Origin of the sequence: Pseudarthrobacter sp. NPDC058329 (assembly GCF_042879835.1) — a bacterium.
In the GTDB taxonomy this organism is placed as follows: domain Bacteria; phylum Actinomycetota; class Actinomycetes; order Actinomycetales; family Micrococcaceae; genus Arthrobacter.
Genome location: NZ_JBHVZR010000001.1, coordinates 684,541 through 703,199 on the forward strand (window position 1 = coordinate 684,541; position 18,659 = coordinate 703,199).

18 protein-coding genes, 2 tRNA genes and 1 pseudogene are annotated in these 18,659 nt (G+C 63.5%); 13 read left to right on the forward strand and 8 right to left on the reverse strand.

What is annotated here, in order from left to right; genetic code table 11:
* Positions 1–90: 90 nt before the first annotated feature.
* The 3 genes and pseudogenes from ACFVYC_RS03260 to ACFVYC_RS03270 form a co-directional block, all read right to left on the reverse strand.
* The gene (locus ACFVYC_RS03260; protein WP_387546485.1) at positions 91–315 is read right to left on the reverse strand and encodes an ankyrin repeat domain-containing protein; all 225 of its coding nucleotides are present in this window, start codon (positions 313–315) and stop codon (positions 91–93) included.
* A gap of 65 nt (positions 316–380) precedes the next feature.
* A pseudogene (locus ACFVYC_RS03265) lies at positions 381–893 on the reverse strand (hypothetical protein); the annotation flags it as partial.
* Positions 894–984: 91 nt separating this feature from the next.
* Entirely contained in the window at positions 985–1,305 is a 321-nt protein-coding gene (locus ACFVYC_RS03270; RefSeq protein WP_387546488.1) for a hypothetical protein, read from the reverse strand.
* A 401-nt stretch (positions 1,306–1,706) separates the two neighbouring features.
* Between ACFVYC_RS03270 and ACFVYC_RS03275 the strand changes: the two genes are divergently transcribed.
* The 4 genes from ACFVYC_RS03275 (at position 1,707) to ACFVYC_RS03290 (ending at position 5,422) form a co-directional block, all read left to right on the forward strand.
* Positions 1,707–1,916 carry a hypothetical protein gene (locus ACFVYC_RS03275; protein WP_387546490.1) on the forward strand — a complete coding sequence of 70 codons (210 nt, stop codon included), beginning with the start codon at positions 1,707–1,709 and terminating at the stop codon, positions 1,914–1,916.
* 1,050 nt (positions 1,917–2,966) lie between these two features.
* Positions 2,967–3,839: a CPBP family intramembrane glutamic endopeptidase gene (locus tag ACFVYC_RS03280; protein ID WP_387546493.1), complete on the forward strand. Its 873-nt coding sequence runs from the start codon at positions 2,967–2,969 to the stop codon at positions 3,837–3,839.
* Positions 3,829–4,314: a hypothetical protein gene (locus ACFVYC_RS03285; RefSeq protein WP_387546496.1), complete on the forward strand. Its 486-nt coding sequence runs from the start codon at positions 3,829–3,831 to the stop codon at positions 4,312–4,314. Before ACFVYC_RS03280 ends, ACFVYC_RS03285 begins: the two co-directional genes overlap by 11 nt.
* Before the next feature lie 370 nt (positions 4,315–4,684).
* A complete protein-coding gene (locus ACFVYC_RS03290; RefSeq protein ID WP_387546499.1) occupies positions 4,685–5,422 on the forward strand; it encodes a hypothetical protein in 738 nt (245 codons plus the stop codon).
* Positions 5,423–5,765: 343 nt separating this feature from the next.
* On the opposite strand, the gene ACFVYC_RS03295 is transcribed toward ACFVYC_RS03290, so the two are convergent.
* Complete coding sequence (locus tag ACFVYC_RS03295) at positions 5,766–6,215, reverse strand: globin (RefSeq protein WP_387546502.1); 450 nt, start codon at positions 6,213–6,215, stop codon at positions 5,766–5,768.
* Between the two features lie 3 nt (positions 6,216–6,218).
* On the reverse strand, positions 6,219–6,905 hold the full coding sequence (locus tag ACFVYC_RS03300; RefSeq protein WP_387546505.1) for a mechanosensitive ion channel family protein: 687 nt from the start codon (positions 6,903–6,905) through the stop codon (positions 6,219–6,221).
* 116 nt (positions 6,906–7,021) lie between these two features.
* Here ACFVYC_RS03300 and ACFVYC_RS03305 point away from each other — a divergent pair, with 116 nt between their 5' ends.
* Complete coding sequence (locus ACFVYC_RS03305) at positions 7,022–8,020, forward strand: epimerase (protein ID WP_387546507.1); 999 nt, start codon at positions 7,022–7,024, stop codon at positions 8,018–8,020.
* A 22-nt stretch (positions 8,021–8,042) separates the two neighbouring features.
* Here the strand turns inward: ACFVYC_RS03305 and ACFVYC_RS03310 are convergent, their stop codons facing one another.
* Both ACFVYC_RS03310 and pepN read right to left on the reverse strand, forming a co-directional pair.
* Positions 8,043–8,516, reverse strand: a complete 474-nt coding sequence (locus tag ACFVYC_RS03310; RefSeq protein WP_387546510.1) for an OsmC family protein — start codon at positions 8,514–8,516, stop codon at positions 8,043–8,045.
* Complete coding sequence (gene pepN, locus ACFVYC_RS03315; protein ID WP_387546513.1) at positions 8,513–11,092, reverse strand: aminopeptidase N; 2,580 nt, start codon at positions 11,090–11,092, stop codon at positions 8,513–8,515. Before pepN ends, ACFVYC_RS03310 begins: the two co-directional genes overlap by 4 nt.
* Before the next feature lie 169 nt (positions 11,093–11,261).
* Here pepN and ACFVYC_RS03320 point away from each other — a divergent pair, with 169 nt between their 5' ends.
* The 3 genes from ACFVYC_RS03320 to ACFVYC_RS03330 all read left to right on the forward strand — a co-directional run bounded on the left by ACFVYC_RS03320 (position 11,262) and on the right by ACFVYC_RS03330 (position 13,795).
* Complete coding sequence (locus ACFVYC_RS03320) at positions 11,262–12,278, forward strand: hypothetical protein (RefSeq protein ID WP_387546515.1); 1,017 nt, start codon at positions 11,262–11,264, stop codon at positions 12,276–12,278.
* A gap of 78 nt (positions 12,279–12,356) precedes the next feature.
* The gene (locus ACFVYC_RS03325; RefSeq protein ID WP_387546518.1) at positions 12,357–12,851 is read left to right on the forward strand and encodes a ribose-5-phosphate isomerase; all 495 of its coding nucleotides are present in this window, start codon (positions 12,357–12,359) and stop codon (positions 12,849–12,851) included.
* The gene (locus ACFVYC_RS03330) at positions 12,851–13,795 is read left to right on the forward strand and encodes an Fpg/Nei family DNA glycosylase (protein WP_387546521.1); all 945 of its coding nucleotides are present in this window, start codon (positions 12,851–12,853) and stop codon (positions 13,793–13,795) included. Before ACFVYC_RS03325 ends, ACFVYC_RS03330 begins: the two co-directional genes overlap by 1 nt.
* A gap of 55 nt (positions 13,796–13,850) precedes the next feature.
* On the opposite strand, the gene ACFVYC_RS03335 is transcribed toward ACFVYC_RS03330, so the two are convergent.
* A tRNA-Gly gene (locus ACFVYC_RS03335) sits at positions 13,851–13,924 on the reverse strand.
* Between the two features lie 152 nt (positions 13,925–14,076).
* On the opposite strand from ACFVYC_RS03335, the gene ACFVYC_RS03340 reads away from it, so the two are divergent.
* From ACFVYC_RS03340 to clpX, 5 genes are all read left to right on the forward strand, one after another.
* Positions 14,077–14,151, forward strand: a tRNA-Pro gene (locus tag ACFVYC_RS03340).
* Positions 14,152–14,233: 82 nt separating this feature from the next.
* Complete coding sequence (tig, locus tag ACFVYC_RS03345; RefSeq protein ID WP_387546524.1) at positions 14,234–15,616, forward strand: trigger factor; 1,383 nt, start codon at positions 14,234–14,236, stop codon at positions 15,614–15,616.
* A gap of 258 nt (positions 15,617–15,874) precedes the next feature.
* Positions 15,875–16,504: an ATP-dependent Clp protease proteolytic subunit gene (locus tag ACFVYC_RS03350; protein WP_387547123.1), complete on the forward strand. Its 630-nt coding sequence runs from the start codon at positions 15,875–15,877 to the stop codon at positions 16,502–16,504.
* Between the two features lie 37 nt (positions 16,505–16,541).
* Positions 16,542–17,201 (forward strand): ATP-dependent Clp protease proteolytic subunit, encoded by a 660-nt coding sequence (locus tag ACFVYC_RS03355; RefSeq protein ID WP_387546527.1) that lies wholly within the window; start codon positions 16,542–16,544, stop codon positions 17,199–17,201.
* A gap of 175 nt (positions 17,202–17,376) precedes the next feature.
* Positions 17,377–18,657, forward strand: a complete 1,281-nt coding sequence (clpX, locus tag ACFVYC_RS03360; RefSeq protein ID WP_387546530.1) for an ATP-dependent Clp protease ATP-binding subunit ClpX — start codon at positions 17,377–17,379, stop codon at positions 18,655–18,657.
* The last annotated feature ends 2 nt before the right edge of the window (positions 18,658–18,659 follow it).

Below are 18,659 nucleotides of genomic sequence, written 5' to 3' on the forward strand. Positions count from 1 at the left end.
GACATGGGTGAGCATCGTTTCGGTTGGCCACGCAGCGGCTCGTGTCGATAGTGGCGACACTTCTCCTGCTGTTGTGGCGGCATCCGCGGCCTACTGTTCCGTCGCGTTGCGCAGAATGGCAGCGATCTCCTGGAAGCCCAGGGACGTGGCGTGTTGCAAGGGCGTCAGACCATCGCGCTGGACGGGGAGCCTCACGTTGGCGCCCCCTTCGACGAGCAGCTGCACGGTCTCCACGTACCGGGGCGAGCCATCGCCCAGGATGATCGCCTCGTGCAGTGCGGTCCAGCCCGGATTGTTGACGTGGTTAACGTCCACTTCGTCTCCAGCAGCCTTCGCACCACGACCGCGTGGCCACGCTCCGCGGCGCGGATCAGGGCGGTGCCGTTGTAGCTGTCGCGCGCGTGGACGTCTGCACCGTTGCGCAGGGTGAGGTCCAGTAGCTCGATGTAGCCCTCACTCGCTGCGATGAGGAAAGCGCTCTGTTCGGTCTCGTCCTCGTAGTTGACGTCAGCGCCAGCGGCGATGAGCTGGCGAGCTTGGGTGACATTGTTGTCCCAGGCCGCCCCGATCAGGTTCTGATTCAGCGCGAGCAGTTCTTCGGGAGTGAGCGACTTAGAGGTAGCCGATTGGCTGCTCGGCGAGACACCCGGAGCAGACTCCACGGCTAGCGGCGATGTGCTCGACGGGCCTGGCAAACGCGCGGACCCGGAAGGCGTCTGTTGCGTAGGACCGGTCACCTCGCCGATGTCGGTGCAGCCGGTTATCAGCAGCAGTACGGCCAGAACACCGGCCGGCACGAGGGCCCTCACCGGGACGCCTGCCGCGTGGCCACCGAGGTGACACACCAGAACCTCATCGGGACCATTCCCATGCCTGTCAGCATACCCGGCCATGAATCGGACACGGTGGGCCAGACGCGGCTCAGCGCGGGCGTCACGGGCGTTCGCCAGGTCCGGTTACCGATCCCTTATCGCACAACTCGAACTATCTCGGATCCGTGATTAGCAGAGGCTCGATGCGAGCTGCGCACGATGCACGAATGAAGGGCTTCTCCGCGGCAGAGACGCGGTTGTTCTTTCCCGTGTCGTCGCACCAGTCAACGTCGTGTGGATACGCCCCTACGGCCGCCTCTCCAGGGGTGGCGTTGGCCGGCAGTTGAAAAGAGTAGGTGAAACCGCCAGCATCATGCATCGGCGCGGTTGTACTGATGATCCGCTTGCCTCCCGCGTCTGTGACATTCACATTGATCTCAGCGTTCTCGCCGTAGCGGGGATCGCACTCGGAGTCCTGAGCTGCGACTGTCACGGTCTCACCGATTGCGGCGCTCGATGGAATCACAGAGTAAGGAGGTGGCATGTAGGGAGGTGCCCAAAAAATGGATGGACTGCAGCCAGCAAGTACGACAGTTCCTCCGAACGCACATGCGGTAAGAAACGCGGCCGGGCGCCGCCTGAGTCCGACCCGTGGCTTCTCGAACTGGGGCTTCATTTCCTCATTATGAGGAAGCCCCAACCCTCTTTTGAGAAATTTGCATATCCGTCGCTATATCGTTGATGACTAGACCAGGCCGAACCCGGCGCGACATGGTCTGAGCTGAGTCTACGGCTAAGAGTCACGAAATCGCTTCGCCCCGCAAACCGATCGGTATAAGGGCGAGCACCTCGATTGGCTAGGTGGCGAAGACCTGGAGGTGGAATTATGCCGGTATGGCGAAATTCCAACGATTCCAGTCGAACTATGTCGGGCGCACGGGCGCCCCTGTCGGCGTATTCGTGGCGGTGGACCATCTTCGCCGGGTGGGGCGACTCAGCGAGGAGGAAATCACCCGCTACGCCCATACCGATGCCTGGTTTCAGGAGAACCTGCCCAACCCGCCCTTTTATGCAGATGGGAACTCCATCGGCGCAGTTACCTGATTCAAGGAACAGGCCGACGATATGGCGGACCGTCTTCAGCCGCTCCTAGAGACGCTTGACACAAACAGCGTCTTTTGGGAGTGCGAAACTTCAGCTGATCCTGGTGAGATCATTTATGAAGATCAGTGGCAGGTGGGCGTCATTCCTTCATCGCGGTTGGCGATGACACCGTTGCCCTATCCCGGAAAGCCCGGACCCAACGATTGGTTCGAGGTTCGCGAACGCTACCTGCAGGGCTACCGTACTGGGCTATAAATCGGGCGCCCGGTTGAGGATCCTTTACCGGACGTCACGCAGGCAACGTTGCCACCTCGATTGAATTCCTGACCCTCGACGGGTACGCATTTTCGAAAGTAGGCTCGGGCCAAAGATGACCGCTGCCTCGAAGAGGAAGCAGCCGCTGGGTTCAATCACCAAGGACGATAGACATGAGTGGTTTGCGAACGAGCGTGATAGTCGGAGTCTCAATTAGCTTTGCTTCGTCTGCGCTATTGGTGGCATTCGGCATCTATTTTTTGGCAGCAGGAACTTGGGTTCTCGGCATTGCCATGATCGTGGGGGCCGTAGTGGCACTCGTGGGAGGTATAGGAGTCCTTCGCGGTTTTCGCCCCATCATTGGCAAAGCACGCGACCAGTCGGCTGAACCCTAGGCGCCCTGCCAGCGACGGGAGGACTCAGTTGGCGTTTAGTCCGCCAAGGCTGAAATGTGGATCCATAATGATGCGCGGTGAAGGATCCCCTTGCGGGCTGTACCACGCGCCAAATAGCGCTGCGAACCACCGACCCCTCGAAGACACCTCAATAAAGCAGGTGTTGCAACGACCCCTTGAGGCCAACCATGAGTTGCGGAACAGGGTGCTAACTCCTTCAGGGGATGGAGACCGCCAGCTAGGCTCAGCCCCATGAACAAAATCATCGCCAGGTTCTTGAAGTAGTTGGTGGCGGATAATTCCAGTCGCCCGGTCGCGCGCACTGGTCCGGGCGCCTGATCGCGCGCACACTGGGACGACTCCGTGAGGACCGCTTTTGCCATCGAACGGAAGGGCCGCCGTGATCACTCCGACCAACCCTGCCTCGGCGACGTCGCCGACGAACCAGCCGGGTGTCGTGCGCGGCCGCGCCTGGGTCCCGTTCCTGATCGGGTTCGGTTTGCTGTGGGGCACGCTCGCCCTGCTCGGCGAATGGGATGCCACCGGACGGTGGGGCATCTTGATCCTGATAGTCGTCGTGCTCGTTGCTGTAGTGGTGGATCGGGCGACCCCGCGGACACCGTGGCGCGCGACGATCCGGCACCTCGGTCTGGGATTGCCCGCCTGGCGCGCCGTTGCACTCTCCTTGGTGGTGTCCGTACTGGTGTTGCTCGTCTTTCCGACCACCGAAATCGTCACGGGGGCCGACCTCGAGCTCGTCATCGACTGGCCCTGGATTTTGATCGGACTTTTCGCCTTTCACGGCCTCGCGGAAGAACTCGTCTGGCGTGGTTATGCTTTCCGCCGGCTGCGGCTGGGACGCTCCTTCTCGCGCACCGTTCTCTGGACGATGCCCCTAGTAGCCGCGGCCCACATACCGATCGTCCTCCGAAGTGGATCCACCGTGGGTATAGGTGCACTGCTCGTCGCCGCAAGCACCTCGGTCCCGTTGGCGTATCTCTATGAGACGGGACGCGGCACGATCTGGGCGCCCGCGCTTGTCCATACAGCCATCGACAGTTTCAAGCTGTTCGTTTTGCCGGCATCAGCGGTTTTGACGTTCTCGTTGCTTCTCGTCATGGTGAGCCTGGCCATACCCCTTCTCGCCCTGGTGGTCCCGCGTAGAGTCCTCTCAGGTCCTTTGGCGCTACCTTCGCTGACTGCTGTTGGGCATCTGCGCCTTTCACGAACTGGCCGCAGAGCCGGGACAAGAGCGTCTCGCCATGACGGGTGAGCAATGGGTGCTCTCAGCGACCGTCTTCTTGTCCGGGCTCGCGTGCGGCCTCCTGGGGATGCTGTGCACGATCATGCGGCCGATGCTCGCCGAGATGGACGGCCGGGAGTTCCGCAACTTCATGGAAGCGTTCCTCCGATTCGCGGACCACTCTTGGGGAAAGCTGTACAACCTCGGCTGGTCCCTTGGGATGTTCCTCCTGCCGATAGTGGCACTCGTGCTCCTCTGGGAGGACCGCGGTTCCGCACCGTTCGTACTCACTGCGATCGGCCTGAGCATCGTGTTCTTCGGCGTCATCATCGTCTCGAACGCCGTGAAAACGCCGCACTACAAAGTGATTCTGGCCTGGGACCCCGAGGCGCTGCCGCCAAGTTGGGAGGCCGGACGACAGAAGTACTTTACGATCAACTGGATCCAGATGGTCGCAACCTGGTCCGCGTCCGCCCTCTACATCGCGGCGCTGATCACCCTCTAGAGAGTGCTTCCGAAGCGATCCGATGGCGTCGCGGGATCCGCGAACTGGACGAATTCAACGTCAACCAAAGGGATTAGCTAGCCGACTGCGAAGTGATAGGCAAGCCGTTCCGTCAGTGTGCCGCTACGGGACTGCGATACCCGGTCGTATCACCTGGGTGCATCGCCACTCCTTGGCGGGTTAGGTAGTGAGGCGCGGGAAGACAGGTAGCGGCGGCTCTGGTGCCAGCTTTCCCTCCGGCCGTAGGCTCTGAGCAATCGCCCCGCCGGATGGGCCCGTCAAGATCTGGCCATTTCACCCGGGGGATGCGATTCCGGGATGCGCCCGCGGAACCCGCAGGCAGACCGGCCCCAGCGGACGGGAATCACTAATGCACCGAAGCATCGCACCAGCGACACTAGCCATCGCAGCAGCGACGATAAGCCTCACCGGCTGCGGCGGGTCCGGCCAGACAAATACAACCGCGCCGCCCACGGCCGAGTCCTCATCCGCGCCGCCCACCTCACAACCGGCCAAGACCTACACGAACGAGGACCTCAGCGCGATTGTGGCCGGCCTAAAGGATGCCCAAGGGCAGCCCCTGACCCTGGTCCCGGCCGCCCAAATCGACCAAGGGTTAATAGCGGCCCGCGAAATGCTGAAAACCGCCGTCATAACGCCCGATGCTTGCGGCGTTTTGTTTGACAACAACACCCAGGTTCCTGAAGGCAGCACCTACGCTGCCGGCGCTAGCCTTGCGGGGCAGGCCCAAACGGCAACGGTCATGACGGTATTCGCAGTCAACGACCCTTCGGTGATGAGTGCCCAGTTTGAGAAGAGCGCAGCGGCCTTGGATGACTGCTCGACCTACACCGTCGAGTTGAAGGGACAGAAGATCACCAGTGAATTGAAACCTCTGGACGCCGAGGTGCAGGCCGATAAGTCACTGGCAGCGTTGACCATCCAGACTACCCCCGAGGGGCAGAAACAGGTCTGTAATCTCACCGTCTTCGGAGTCAAGGGGAACCTGGCGGTCACCGCGATGAAAAGCGGCGTCGTCGGTGCAGTCACCGCAGCCGATGCATCCGAACTCGCCAAACTCGTCAACACAGCCCTCGCCGCAGGCTGACCATCTATCGCCCGAAAGTTCCAGTATTGTGCTCCCATGATCGATGAATAATGGGACGAGCTGCTCAATGATCCTCGGTTTTCCTTGCAGGACGTGGCGATCATTGGCATGGAGCCGCTACCTGCTCGGGGTCTCGATCGTTCCTGAGGTGGGCACGATGATAATCGCTGAGATCCCCTCGTAGGGTGGAGACGCGTACAACCCGGCGTCGGCGCGACCGGTGTTCTGTGAGGGGTCGGTCAGGGGGCACTTTGCGTGCCATTTATGTGCTGCGAAAATGCCGCCACTTATCGCTTCGGTTCGCGTCCTTACGGAACCGCCGCTGCGGCGGAACCGCTGGCGGTTAACCGGCCGGGCTGTTCACCATCGAGAGGGCCGCGCGCTCCATGTAGTCCCAGAGGGTTCCCTCATACAGGGGCGGGAGTTCCAATGCGTCCACCGCCGTCCGCATATGGAACAGCCAGCGGTCTTTGGCCTCCGGCGTCACCGTGAAGGGCATGTGGCGCATACGCAGCCTGGGGTGGCCGCGCTCTTCCCCATAGGTGGTGGGCCCGCCCCAGTACTGTTCCAGGAACATCAGGAACCGGCGCTTGGCGGGGGCCAGATCCTCCTCCGGGTACATGGGCCGCAGCAGCGGATCGGTCGCCACGCCGTCGTAAAAGACATCGATCAGTTTGACGAACGTTTCATGGCCGCCCACAGCGTCATAGAAGTTGTCGGTGTAACCGGGCTGGCTGAACGGATCATTCTGCATCAGCTGACGGGGCCGCTGCGGCTCCACGGGGATGGTCATTTGTTAGTCTCCGGCCTTTTGGTCAGTCTTTTTGGTTTCGGTACCGTGGTCGCTGGCCTGGTCCGTGGTCCCGTCCGGTGTCTCGTGCAGGGGCACGTAGTTGCCTTGCGAACGGTTGCCCACGCGCAGGATCTCGCCGTTGCGGAGGTACCAGATGGCGCCGTCGTCGGACCGTACGCGGGTAATGCGCAGGCCCATGGACTCCACGACACCAACAACCTCACTGGTTTCGATCACATCGCCGATTCCGTACTGGTCTTCAATGGTAATAAAGATTCCCGCCAGGAAGTCGCGGATCAACTGTTGGGCACCGAAACCGATGGCCACACCCAAAATACCCACGCTGGTGAGGAGGGGCGCGATGTTGATGTCCAGGTTCTGCAGGACGTACATGCTGGTGATGACCGCCACCAGCACGCCCACAATGCTGTTCAACAATGAACCGATGGTCTCCGCGCGCTGAACCCTCCGCTCGTGGTCCAGGGCCCGCAGGGCCGGTGCCGCCCATTTGAAGGTGGGGCGCTTGAAAAAGTTGCTGCCTGCCGCCACACGGCTGGTGATGCGGGAGATAACAAAGGTGGCAGCCAGCCAAATGGCGACGCCCACACCGAGACTGATCACGATGCCCGTGACGCTGATGCCGTCCGGCTCGGTGGTGGCGGAAGGAAGGATGGACAACATGCTGACCATTGGGGGAAGTACTCCTGGGGTTCACCGGGGGGCCGGGATACGGGGGCCGGAGCGCCGGTTACGCCCGGCGCGGAAGGCTCTGTTCTCCTTTAACCCTAGCGCCGTAGCGTGTTCGCATGCGCATTCTTGTCCTTGGCGGAACCGCCTTCCTGTCCGCAGAAATCGTCCGCCAGGCAGTCGCCGGAGGGCATAACGTCACCTGCCTTGCCCGCGGTTCCGCCGCCGATCCGCCTGCAGGAGCCGCCTGGCTGAAAGCCGACCGCTCGCTGGGCGCGGGGGCCTACGACGACGTTGAGGGGGAGTGGGACGAGGTCATCGACGTCGCCCGCGATCCGGTGCCCGCACGCGAAGCGCTGGACGCACTCGCGCACCGCACCGCCCACTGGACGTTCGTCTCCAGCTGCTCCGTCTATGCCGACGCTTCGCTTCCCGGCGCCGCTGAAGACGCGGGCCTCCTCCCGGCACTTGCGCCCGGCACTCCTTCAACCCCGGAAAACTACGGCGAATCCAAGGTCGCCATCGAGGAGGCAACCGTCGGTGCCGCCGGCGGGATCGCCCACCTGTGCCGTGCCGGCCTGATCGGCGGGCCGGGGGACGGCACCGATCGCTACGGATACTGGCCTGCCCGCTTTGCCCGGGACCGCAACCCCGTCATCGTTCCCGCTATCGAGCGCCACGCCACCCAGGTCATCGATGTCCGGGACCTTGCCGCCTGGATCCTGCTGGCGGCCGGGCAGGGAACCACCGGGGCGCTGAACGCGTTGGGGGACCAGGTACCGTTCGGGGAGTTCCTCGGCGCGTCCCGGCAGGCTGCCGGCCATCACGGAGACCTGGTGCCCGCCCCCGGGGAATGGCTGGCGGACCAGGGCGTCAGCCCCTGGGCCGGGCCGGATTCGCTGCCGCTCTGGCTCCCGCCCGGGCACGAGGGCTTTATGGCCAGGAGCAACAAGGCCGCCGTTGATGCCGGCCTGCGGAACCGGCCCTGGCAGGACACCTTGGCGGACACGCTGGCCGACGAACGCCGACGCGGCCTGGACCGGCCGCGGAAAGCCGGGTTGACGCCACAGACGGAGGCGCGGCTGGCCGGCCTCCTGCGGGCCGGGAACACGAACTAATCCGGGAAGGACAGCAACAGCGCTACGCAGCCACCGTCACCGGGACGTGTTCCACCGGAAAGTTCACGCTGCGGGCGATGAAGCACACCTGGTTGGCCTCATGGTGCAGCTCCGCGGCCAGGGCAACGTGCTGCCCATCCGCCACGGTCACCTGCGGACGCAGCGTCACGCTCTCGAACTGGCCGCTGCCGTCCCGGTTGAGCCTCATCAGCCCGGTGGCCTCGTCCCGGTAGTCCGTCACCACCACGCCATGCTTTACCGCCACATGTAGGAAGGAAAGCATATGGCACTGGGCCAGCGCGGCCAGGAGCAGCTGCTCCGGGTTGTAGCGCTCCCGGTCGCCATGGAAGGTGGGATCGGCCGAACCCCTGAGGACCGGCAGCCCGGGAACCACGATGTCGTGGTCCCGCGAGTAGCCGCGGTACGACGACGTCCCTTCGCCCAGGTTGCCCGTCCACTGCACCGTCAGCGCATAGCGGTGCTCACCCAGGGTCACAAACCCGGCCCTGCTTCGCCGGGAAGGACATCAGCGGCGCGTGCCCGCAGCGCCCGGGCAACGCCGTCGCCGTTTTCCAGCATCATCCGCCGCAGGGCGGAGCTTTGCGGCGGGAGTGCCGCGAGGAAACCGTCAGTGCGGTCAACGGTTGCCTGGGTGGTCAGCAACGCGGGGTAGAGCCCGACGACGATCTGCTGGGCAACTGCGTGTGTCCGGGTTTCCACGATGGCCGGCACCGCCTGGAAGTACTTCTCCGCGTATGGCTCCAGCAGGGACCGGTCCAGGACGCGCATGAAGCCGTTGACGGCCGAGCCCTGAAGCGCGTTGGAGAGCTCGCCGCTGGCCACAATCGATTCCCAGGCCGCCGCCTTGGCCTCGGGCGTGGCAATGGCCGCCGTGGCCTGGGCCGCTGCGTTCTGCCCGCTGGAAGTGTTGTCCCGTGCGAGTTCGGCATCGATGCCGTCCCGGCCGAGCCGGCCGCCCACCACCAGCGACGTCACCAGCTCCCAGCGGAGGTCCTGGTCAACGGCCAGGCCGTCAAGGACCAGCGAGCCGTCAAGGAGGCCGGCCACTGTATCCAGCTGGCTTCCGCTGCCCGCCAGCAAGGCGAAGGACTTCACGAACTGAAGCTGGGCGTCAGAGCCACCGGGCACCTCCGAGGCGAGTTCCCACAGCCGGTCCGCTGCCGCCACGGTCGTCGCTTCCCGGTGTTCTTCAGCCACGTAGAAGTTCAAGGTGGTGGCCAGCTGGCGGAGCTGGACAAGGATCACCGAGGAATCGGACTCGGCGGCCACATTTGCAAGGATCAGTTCAACGTAACGCCGCGCAGGAGTCTCGCCGTCGCGGGCGGCGTCCCACGCGGAGTTCCACACCAAGGTCCGCGGCAGGCTCTGGCTGAAGTCCTTCAGGTGCGCCGTGGCGGTGGCTAGCGACTTCTCATCCAGCCGGACTTTGGCGTAGGCGAGGTCATCGTCGTTCACCAAGATCAGGTCAGGCCGGGCCATTCCCGCCAGCGCGGGCACCTCGGTGCGGACGCCGTCGACATCCAGCTCCTCGTGGTGCACCCGCTCAAGCTTGCCGGCGTCGTTCAAATTGTAGAACCCCACCGCCAGCCGGTGCGGACGGATGGTGGGCCACTCTTCGACGGCGGACTGCAAGATCGCGAAAGAGGCCAGGTTCCCGGCAGCGTCCACCTCCAGCTCCGGTGTAAGGGTGTTCACGCCGGCCGTTTCCAGCCATTGCCGGCCCCATTCGTCCAGGTCGCGGCCGCTGGCCTTCTCCAGTTCCACCATCAGGTCGCTCAGCTCGGTGTTCTGCCAGGAATGCTTTGCGAAATACTCCCGTACGCCGGACATAAACTGCTCCGGTCCCACCCACGCCACCAGCTGGCGGAGGACAGAGGCGCCCTTGGCGTACGTGATGCCGTCAAAGTTCACCTCGACGTCCTGCAGGTCGTTGATGTCCGCGAAGATCGGATGGGTGGTGGGCAGCTGGTCCTGGCGGTAGGCCCAGGACTTTTCCACCGAGGCGAAAGTGGTCCAGGCACTGGTGAACGTGGTGGCCTCGACGGCGGCGAGGTGGGACATGTACTCGGCAAACGATTCGTTGAGCCAGAGGTCGTTCCACCACCGCATGGTCACGAGATCCCCAAACCACATGTGCGCAAGTTCGTGGAGCACGGTGATGGCCCGACGTTCAATCTGGGCGTCGGTGACTTTGCTGCGGAAGACGTAGCCTTCGAGGATGGTCACGGCGCCGGCGTTTTCCATGGCGCCGGCGTTGAACTCCGGCACAAAGAGCTGATCGTATTTTTCGAACGGGTAGGGGCAGCCGAACTGCGCCTCGAAGAATTCGAAGCCCTGCCGGGTCAGCTCGAAAATGTTGTCCGCGTCCAGGTACTGCATCAGCGATTTCCGGGCGAAAACCCCCAGCGGAATGATCCTCCCGTCGGAGCTCTTTACCTCGCTGCGCACTGACTGGTACGGGCCGGCGATCAGGGCGGTGACGTAAGAGGACAGCCGGGGAGTGGGAGCGAAGGACCAGACGGAGCGGGCACCGCCGTCGTCCCCGGGCGTTGTTTCCACGGGCGCCGGGGTGGGGGAGTTGGAGATGACATCCCAGTGTGAGGGAGCCGTGACGGTGAACTTGAAGCTGGCCTTCAGGTCCGGCTGCTCGAACACCGCGAACATCCGGCGTGAATCGGGGACCTCGAACTGCGTGTAAAGGTAGGCCTCGTTGTCCACGGGGTCCACGAAGCGGTGCAGTCCTTCGCCGGTGTTCATGTAGGGGGCATCCGCCACGATGGTGAGCTCATTGTCCGCCGCGAGCTCCGGCAGTTGGATCCGCACGCCGTCTGCCACGCTGTCCGGATCGAGGCTGCGGCCGTTGAGCGTGACAGCGTGAACAGTAGCCGTGACAGCGTCAATGAAGGTGGAGGAGCCTGGCTTCGCGCTGAACTTCACCGTGGTGGTGCTGCCAAAGACCTCACCGCCGCGGGTCAGGTCCAGGCTGACATCGTAGGACTCGACGGTTAGCAGTTCGGCACGTTCGCGGGCTTCAGCGCGGGTCAGATTCATACCTGGCAAAGTGGGGCCTTCCGGAATATATGCGTCTGCCGGCTGGCGGTGCCCAGCGGCGGCACTGATCATTCTTGCATCCCTTCACCCCCCGACAAGTAGCGCAGCTCACAACGGGTAGGGAGAGAAGTACCAAGTCACTGGCCGGCGGCGGGAGTAGCGTTAAATCATGGGGAAGTTCATGGAGTCGATGGACACGAAGGCCCTGCGTTTTGTGGCGGGTTTTCCGGTGGTGGTAGCGGCCGCCTTCGCGGTGTGCGCCTTTTTGCTTCGGCCGGACCTTCCTGAGCCGCTCGCCGTCCGGTGGACGGACGACGGCGGTGCCGCCTTCGCGCCCTTTGCCGCCTACGTCTGGGTGGGCGCCCTGATGATTGTCGCCGCCGGCTGGCTGGTTCTTTCCCAGGCCCTGCCGGTCAGCAGGCCGGTGCCCATGCGCCGGATCATGATGGGGGCCGGACTGTTCCTGTGCCTCTTTGTCGCCACCGCGCTGGCTGCCGGCCTCGTTGGGCAGGCCGGCCTTGCCGATGCCCGTGAGTCCCGGGTGGACCTCACAGTCCTTGCGCTCGGAAGCGGGGCCGCAGTGTCCCTCGGCGTGGTTATGGGTTTCGTTTACAAGGCGGACCGGCAGTGGTCCCCCGAGGACGACAGGGCGCTCCAGCTTGCCATCGCGAAGGAGCTGGATCCCGATTTGGCCCGGGACAGCATCCGGCTCTGGGTACACGCCCGCAGCTCGGTCTTCGTGATGATCGGCATAGCCTCACTGTTTCCGTCCGCGCTGATTGCCATCGCCGTGCCATGGCTTGGGGTGCTGCTGGTGGTCCTTGCCGTCATCGGGGCAGCTTTCCTGTGTGCCAGGATCAAGGCCGACCGGCAGGGCCTGAAGGTCCTGCTGGCCGGCGTGGTACCTGTCATGGACGTCCCCGCCGGCGCCATTTCGGCAGCCAGCGCCGCGGACGTCCGTGCTGCCGACTATGGCGGGTGGGGCTACCGCCACCACAGCGGAACTGCCGCCATGCTCGTGAGCAGCGGACCCGCCGTCGTGGTGAAAAAGACGGACGGGCAGAGCCTTGCCGTGAGCAGCGGGAGCCAGGACTCGGCCGCGCGGCTGGCTGATGTCCTTACCCGCGTGGCGGACCGGGCACACCGCGGCGGCGGTCCGGCAGGGGCCGGCCAGCCCGAGTCCTAGTATTCTTGTCCGTGTTGTTGACCCCGGACTGCACCTTCGGTGCGGACCGCCAGCGCCCACACCGAACGGATTCTGCTTGTGACTTCTTCCCCTGCCTTCCCGCGGGTCCACATTGCCACCGACCACGCAGGCATGGAACTCAGCGCCCACCTGGTTTCCCACCTGACCGCCAAGGGGTATGACGTGGTGGACCACGGTCCCAAGGTCTATGACGCCCTGGACGACTACCCGTCGTTCTGCATCAACGCCGCCCTCGCAGTGGTGGCGGACCAGCAGGCCGGCGTGCACGCCCTCGGCATCGTGCTGGGCGGATCAGGAAACGGCGAACAGATTGCGGCCAACAAAGTCAAGGGTGTCCGGGCAGCACTGGCGTGGAACCACTCCACCGCCACGCTCGCCCGTGAGCACAACGACGCCAACGTGGTGGCCGTGGGGGGCCGGCAGCATAGCGTGGAGGAAGCAACGGAGCTGATCGAGGCCTTCCTGGCCGAGCCCTTCAGCAACGATGAGCGGCATGTCCGCAGGATCGGCAAAATCGCCGCGTACGAAACGACCGGCGAGGTCATCGAGTAGTGCCGGAAGGGCATACCCTCCGGCGCCTGGCCCGGCAGTTCGGGGATGTCTTCGGTGGCCAGCGGCTTACCGTATCCAGCCCGCAGGGCCGGTTCGTCGGCGGAGCCGGGCTGCTGGACGGGCACATACTGGTTTCCGCCGAGGCCCACGGAAAGCATCTGTTCCTGCACTTTGATCACTCGCTGGTGCTGCACGTCCACCTGGGCCTCTACGGTGCCTGGACCTTCGGCGGCGACAGCACGTTTGCAGGGTCGTCCAGCATCGGTGCCCCGCGCAGAGTAGGGGAGCAGGAGACCTTTGATGATGGCGACGGCGATGCGCCCCGCGTGTACGCCGGTCCGCCTGCGCCCGTGGGGGCCGTCCGCGTCCGGATCGTGGGAAGCAGCGGCTGGGCCGACCTGCGCGGGGCAACCACCTGCGAGACCATCACCGCTGCCGAAACCGATGCCGTGCTGGCCCGCCTGGGCCCTGATCCACTGGTGAACCGCCGCGGCGACGCCGGCCGGTTTGCCGCGACTCTTCAAGGCCGCAAAACACCGGTGGCCGCGCTGCTGATGGACCAGAAGGTCATCGCCGGCGTGGGAAACGTGTACCGGGCCGAGGTCCTTTTCCGGCGGCGGCTGGATCCATGGCTGCCGGGCAGCGCCACTCCGGACGCCGAGGCACGCAAGCTGTGGCGCGACGTCGTTACCGTGATGAACGACGGCGTGGCGGACGGCCGGATCATCACCACCACGCCGAGGTACTGGTCGGGAAACGGCAAGACGGCCAAGGCTGCGGCGGAGAACGCCGCGCTCAAGAGCGGCACCTTCCCGGCCAGGGAAAATGCGCACTTTGTTTACAAACGCAATGGTTTGCCCTGCCGGGTGTGCGGCACCCAGGTGCTCACCGCTGAACTGGTGGCGCGCAAACTCTACTGGTGCCCGTACTGCCAGCAGTCCTAGCAAACCGTACGGCTTAACCAAAAAGGCCCCTCAGTGAGGGGCCTTTTTGTTCCTGTGGAGGGGACGACGGGAATCGAACCCGCGTAATCAGTTTGGAAGACTGAGGCTTTACCATTAAGCTACGTCCCCGAAAGAAGGTCCTTCTGCAGTGCCGGCAGGCGCTGTCAGGTTGGCAACTTCGGGCTGGCTGTTCAAGCCGGATACAACTAAACCTAATTCATGGCCTACGTGTCAAATGTGCAAAGTCGGCGCGTATCACCGTAGACTTGCCTGTGCACTTACGGGGTGTAGCTCAGCTTGGCTAGAGCGCCTGCTTTGGGAGCAGGAAGTCGCAGGTTCAAATCCTGTCACCCCGACTCTGCGGCCCGGACCACTCGGCCTGGGCAAGGACATTGCGTTTGCAGAAACCCATCCCACAATCCCAGGAGTACTTAGACCGTGAAGAGCGCTGTCGAGAACCTCACCCCCACGCGGGTCAAGCTCAATGTTGAGGTCCCCTTTGAGGAATTGAAGCCCAGCATCGACGAGGCCTACAAGACCGTTGCTTCGCAGATCCAGGTCCCTGGTTTCCGTAAGGGCAAGGTGCCGGCGAAGCTTATCGACCAGCGCGTTGGCCGCGGTTACGTCCTCGAAACCGCCATCAACGAAGGCCTCAACGGCTGGTACCAGTCCGCTGTCCAGGAATCCGGTATCCGTCCCCTGAGCCGTCCCGAGGTGGAAATCACCGAAGTTCCGGACCCCACCTCCACCGACGGGGAACTGAAGTTCCACGCCGAGGTTGACGTCCGCCCGGAAATCGAACTGCCTGACTACGCCGGCATCCAGGTTGAGGTTGCTGCGGCGCAGTCCTCCGATGAAGACGTTGACAAGGCACTGGACGAACTGCGCGGCCGCTTCGGCACGCTGAAGTCCGTGGACCGTCCCGCCGCCGACGGCGATTTCCTCACCATCGACATCAACGCCACCATCGACGGCGAAGAGGTCGACTCTGCTGCCGGGCTGTCCTACCAGGTGGGCACCGGAACCATGCTTGAGGGCCTCGACGAGGCTGTCACCGGCCTCAGTGCCGACGAAGACGCCATCTTCGACACCACCCTCGTGGGCGGCGACCACGCCGGTGAAGCATCGCAGGTCAAGGTAGTGGTCAAGGCCGTCAAGGAGCGCGAACTCCCCGAGGCCAACGACGACTTCGCCCAGCTGGCTTCCGAGTTCGACACCCTTGCCGAGCTCCGCGAGGACCTCGCCAAGCAGGCTGCCGATTCCAAGGTCGTTGAGCAGGGCGTCGAAGCCCGCGACAAGGTCCTGGACAAGCTTGTTGAGCTGGTAGAGGTACCCGTTCCGGACTCCGTTGTCGAGGAGCAGCTCGAAGCCCACTTCAAGGAGGGCAGCGGCCACGGTGAAGGCGAACACGACACCGAGGAGCACCGTGAAGAAGTCCGGGCCAACACCGCCCGCGCTTTCCAGAACGAAATCATCCTCGACGCCATCGCTGAGAAGGAAGAAGTCAATGTCAGCCAGAACGAGCTGATCGATTACATCGTCACCACCGCCAGCCAGTACGGCATGGACCCCAACCAGTTCGCCCAGATCATCGATCAGAGCGGCCAGGTTCCCATGATGGTTTCCGAGGTCCGCCGCCGGAAGGCCCTGGCTGTTGTCCTTGGCCAGGCCACGGTGACCGACTCCGAGGGCAAGACTGTTGACCTCAGCGACTTCGTCCGTCCCGGCGGCGAAGAAGAAGCTCCCGCGGCCGACGTCGAAGAAGCAGCAACCGAAGCTGAGGCTGCTGTTGAGGAAGACAAGGCAGAGGCCAAGGCCTAGCACCTGCGGTAAACGCAGTACCTCGCTGTAAGGCAGATGTGAACGGCCCCCGGATCCACTGATCCGGGGGCCTTTTTGCATTGGATAAGGGCACGCTCCAGCAAGGGGCCCGCCGATCGTGCGCCGTCAGCGAACAGCCCACGGTGCGCGAACAAAACGCCAGTGAAACCGGTTAGTGTCCAAGTAGAGATTTTCAGTGATGTCACCGTCACCAGTGAGAGGTAAGTACACATGTCACAGCACGCAGAGGCCCCCCGGATGGCAACTGTCGATCCTGCAGCCCAGGACAACTACATCTACAACCGCCTCCTCAAGGAGCGGATCATCTGGCTGGGCTCAGAGGTGCGTGACGAGAACGCCAACGCCATCTGCTCGCAGCTCCTCCTCCTTTCCGCTGAAAACCCGGAAAAGGACATCTACCTCTACATCAACTCTCCCGGTGGCTCCGTCACGGCCGGCATGGCGATCTACGACACCATGCAGTTCATCCCGAACGATGTCGTCACCGTTGCCACCGGCCTTGCCGCCTCCATGGGGCAGTTCCTGCTCTCCTCCGGCACCAAGGGCAAGCGGTACGCCACGCCGAACGCACGCGTCCTGATGCACCAGCCCTCCGGCGGCATCGGCGGCACGGCTTCGGACATCAAGATCCAGGCCGAACTCATCCTGCACATGAAGAAGGTCATGGCGGAACTGACGGCTGAGCAGACCGGCCAGACCGTGGACACCATCCTCAAGGACAACGACCGCGACAAGTGGTTCACGGCCGCCGAAGCGCTTGAATACGGTTTCTTCGACAAGATCGCTGCGCACGCGGGCTCTGTGGCCGGCGGCGGCGGCACGTCGAACTCGAACGGCACCTCGGGCGAATCCGCCTCCGCGAACTAGACCGGCACAAGAACACTCAGATCAGGAGCAACAAAAAATGAACTACAACTTCGGGTGGTCCGCCGGTAATCTTCCGTCCAGCCGCTACGTCCTGCCCCAGTTCGAGGAGCGCACCCCTTACGGCTTCAAGCGCCAGGATCCGTACACCAAACTTTTCGAGGACCGCATCATCTTCCTCGGCGTCCAGGTGGACGACGCTTCGGCGGACGACGTCATGGCGCAGTTGCTGGTCCTGGAATCCACGGACCCGGACCGCGACATCACGCTCTACATCAACTCGCCCGGCGGATCGTTCACAGCCATGACGGCCATCTACGACACCATGCAGTACATCCGGCCTGAGATCCAGACCGTCTGCCTGGGCCAGGCGGCCAGTGCAGCGGCTGTCCTGCTGGCAGCCGGCACGCCGGGCAAGCGCCTGGCCCTGCCCAACGCGCGCGTCCTGATCCACCAGCCGGCGCTGTCTGGCGGCCAGGGAGGCCAGGCCTCGGACCTTGAGATCCAGGCCGCAGAGGTCATGCGCATGCGTTCCTGGCTCGAGGACACTCTGGCACACCACTCCGGACGGACGTCGGAGCAGGTCAACAACGACATTGAGCGCGACAAGATCCTCACCGCGGAAGAAGCCCAGTCATACGGCCTGATCGACCAGGTCCTGGATTCACGCAAGATCAAACCGCAGGCCATCACCAGGTAGCGGTAAAATAAAGCGCCGGTGGCGCCATTCATTTGGCTCCACCGGCCTTTTCCTTCCACCCTCGGAAGCGAATGTGACCTAGAGTGGATGTTGTCACAACCGGCCCAAGCAGGCTGGTGGAGATTCCAGCAACGGTGCAAGGCTGCCTGGCAGCAAGATACTAAGGGGTTCACATATGGCTCGGATTGGCGAGAGCACGGATCTGCTGAAGTGCTCTTTCTGCGGAAAGAGCCAGAAGCAGGTGCGCAAGCTCATTGCCGGGCCCGGTGTCTACATCTGTGATGAATGCATTGAGCTTTGCAACGAAATCATCGAAGAGGAACTTGCAGAGGTTGCCGATCTCGGCAGCTTTGAGCTTCCCAAGCCGCGCGAAATCTTCGACTTCCTGCAGGAATACGTCATCGGCCAGGAGCCTGCCAAGCGCTCCCTCGCCGTCGCCGTCTACAACCATTACAAGCGGATCCAGGCCGGCCACGCACCCAAGTCCGGGAGCCTGGCAGAGGGCGGCCACCACGACGACGTGGAGATCGCCAAGTCCAACATCCTCCTCATCGGCCCCACCGGCTGCGGAAAAACCTACCTGGCCCAGACGCTCGCCCGCCGACTCAACGTGCCTTTCGCTGTAGCTGACGCCACCGCACTCACCGAGGCCGGCTACGTGGGCGAGGACGTGGAGAACATCCTCCTGAAGCTGATCCAGGCCGCGGACTACGACGTCAAGAAGGCCGAACAGGGGATCATCTACATCGACGAGATCGACAAGATCTCCCGCAAGAGCGAAAACCCCTCCATTACCCGCGATGTCTCCGGCGAAGGCGTCCAGCAGGCGCTGCTGAAAATCCTGGAGGGCACCGTCGCCTCCGTCCCTCCGCAGGGCGGCCGGAAGCACCCGCACCAGGAATTTATCCAGATTGACACCACCAACGTACTGTTCATCGTCGCCGGGGCCTTTGCCGGGCTCGAGGAAATCATCGGTTCACGGTCCGGCCGGAAGGGGATCGGCTTCGGCGCACCCCTCAACGAAGCCAGCAAGAAGATCGACTCCTACGGGGAAGTGATGCCGGAGGACCTGCTGAAGTTCGGGCTCATTCCCGAATTCATCGGCCGGCTCCCCGTGATCACCACCGTGTCCAACCTTGACCGCGACGCCTTGATCCAGATCCTCTCCACGCCCAAGAACGCATTGGTGAAGCAGTACCAGAAGATGTTCCAGATCGACGGCGTGGAACTGGTGTTTGATGACACCGCCCTGGACGCCATCGCCGAACAGGCCCTGGAGCGCGGCACCGGTGCCCGCGGCCTGCGGGCCATCATGGAGGAAGTGCTGCTCCCGGTGATGTTCGATCTCCCAAGCCGCGAAGACGTGGCCACTGTGGTTGTCACCGAGGACGTCGTCCTGAACGGGGCAGAGCCAACCATGATCCCGCACGTCACCAAGCGCCGGAAGTCTGCCTGATC

What these genes read in the sequence shown, in the direction of transcription:
- ACFVYC_RS03275 (WP_387546490.1), top strand. Translation starts at nt 1,707, where the DNA reads ATGGCGAAATTCCAACGATTCCAGTCGAACTATGTCGGGCGCACGGGC.
- ACFVYC_RS03285 (WP_387546496.1), top strand. Translation starts at nt 3,829, where the DNA reads ATGACGGGTGAGCAATGGGTGCTCTCAGCGACCGTCTTCTTGTCCGGG.
- ACFVYC_RS03290 (WP_387546499.1), top strand. Translation starts at nt 4,685, where the DNA reads ATGCACCGAAGCATCGCACCAGCGACACTAGCCATCGCAGCAGCGACG.
- ACFVYC_RS03295 (WP_387546502.1), bottom strand. Translation starts at nt 6,215, where the DNA reads ATGACCATCCCCGTGGAGCCGCAGCGGCCCCGTCAGCTGATGCAGAAT.
- ACFVYC_RS03300 (WP_387546505.1), bottom strand. Translation starts at nt 6,905, where the DNA reads ATGGTCAGCATGTTGTCCATCCTTCCTTCCGCCACCACCGAGCCGGAC.
- ACFVYC_RS03305 (WP_387546507.1), top strand. Translation starts at nt 7,022, where the DNA reads ATGCGCATTCTTGTCCTTGGCGGAACCGCCTTCCTGTCCGCAGAAATC.
- pepN (WP_387546513.1), bottom strand. Translation starts at nt 11,092, where the DNA reads ATGAATCTGACCCGCGCTGAAGCCCGCGAACGTGCCGAACTGCTAACC.
- ACFVYC_RS03320 (WP_387546515.1), top strand. Translation starts at nt 11,262, where the DNA reads ATGGGGAAGTTCATGGAGTCGATGGACACGAAGGCCCTGCGTTTTGTG.
- ACFVYC_RS03350 (WP_387547123.1), top strand. Translation starts at nt 15,875, where the DNA reads ATGGCAACTGTCGATCCTGCAGCCCAGGACAACTACATCTACAACCGC.
- ACFVYC_RS03355 (WP_387546527.1), top strand. Translation starts at nt 16,542, where the DNA reads ATGAACTACAACTTCGGGTGGTCCGCCGGTAATCTTCCGTCCAGCCGC.
- clpX (WP_387546530.1), top strand. Translation starts at nt 17,377, where the DNA reads ATGGCTCGGATTGGCGAGAGCACGGATCTGCTGAAGTGCTCTTTCTGC.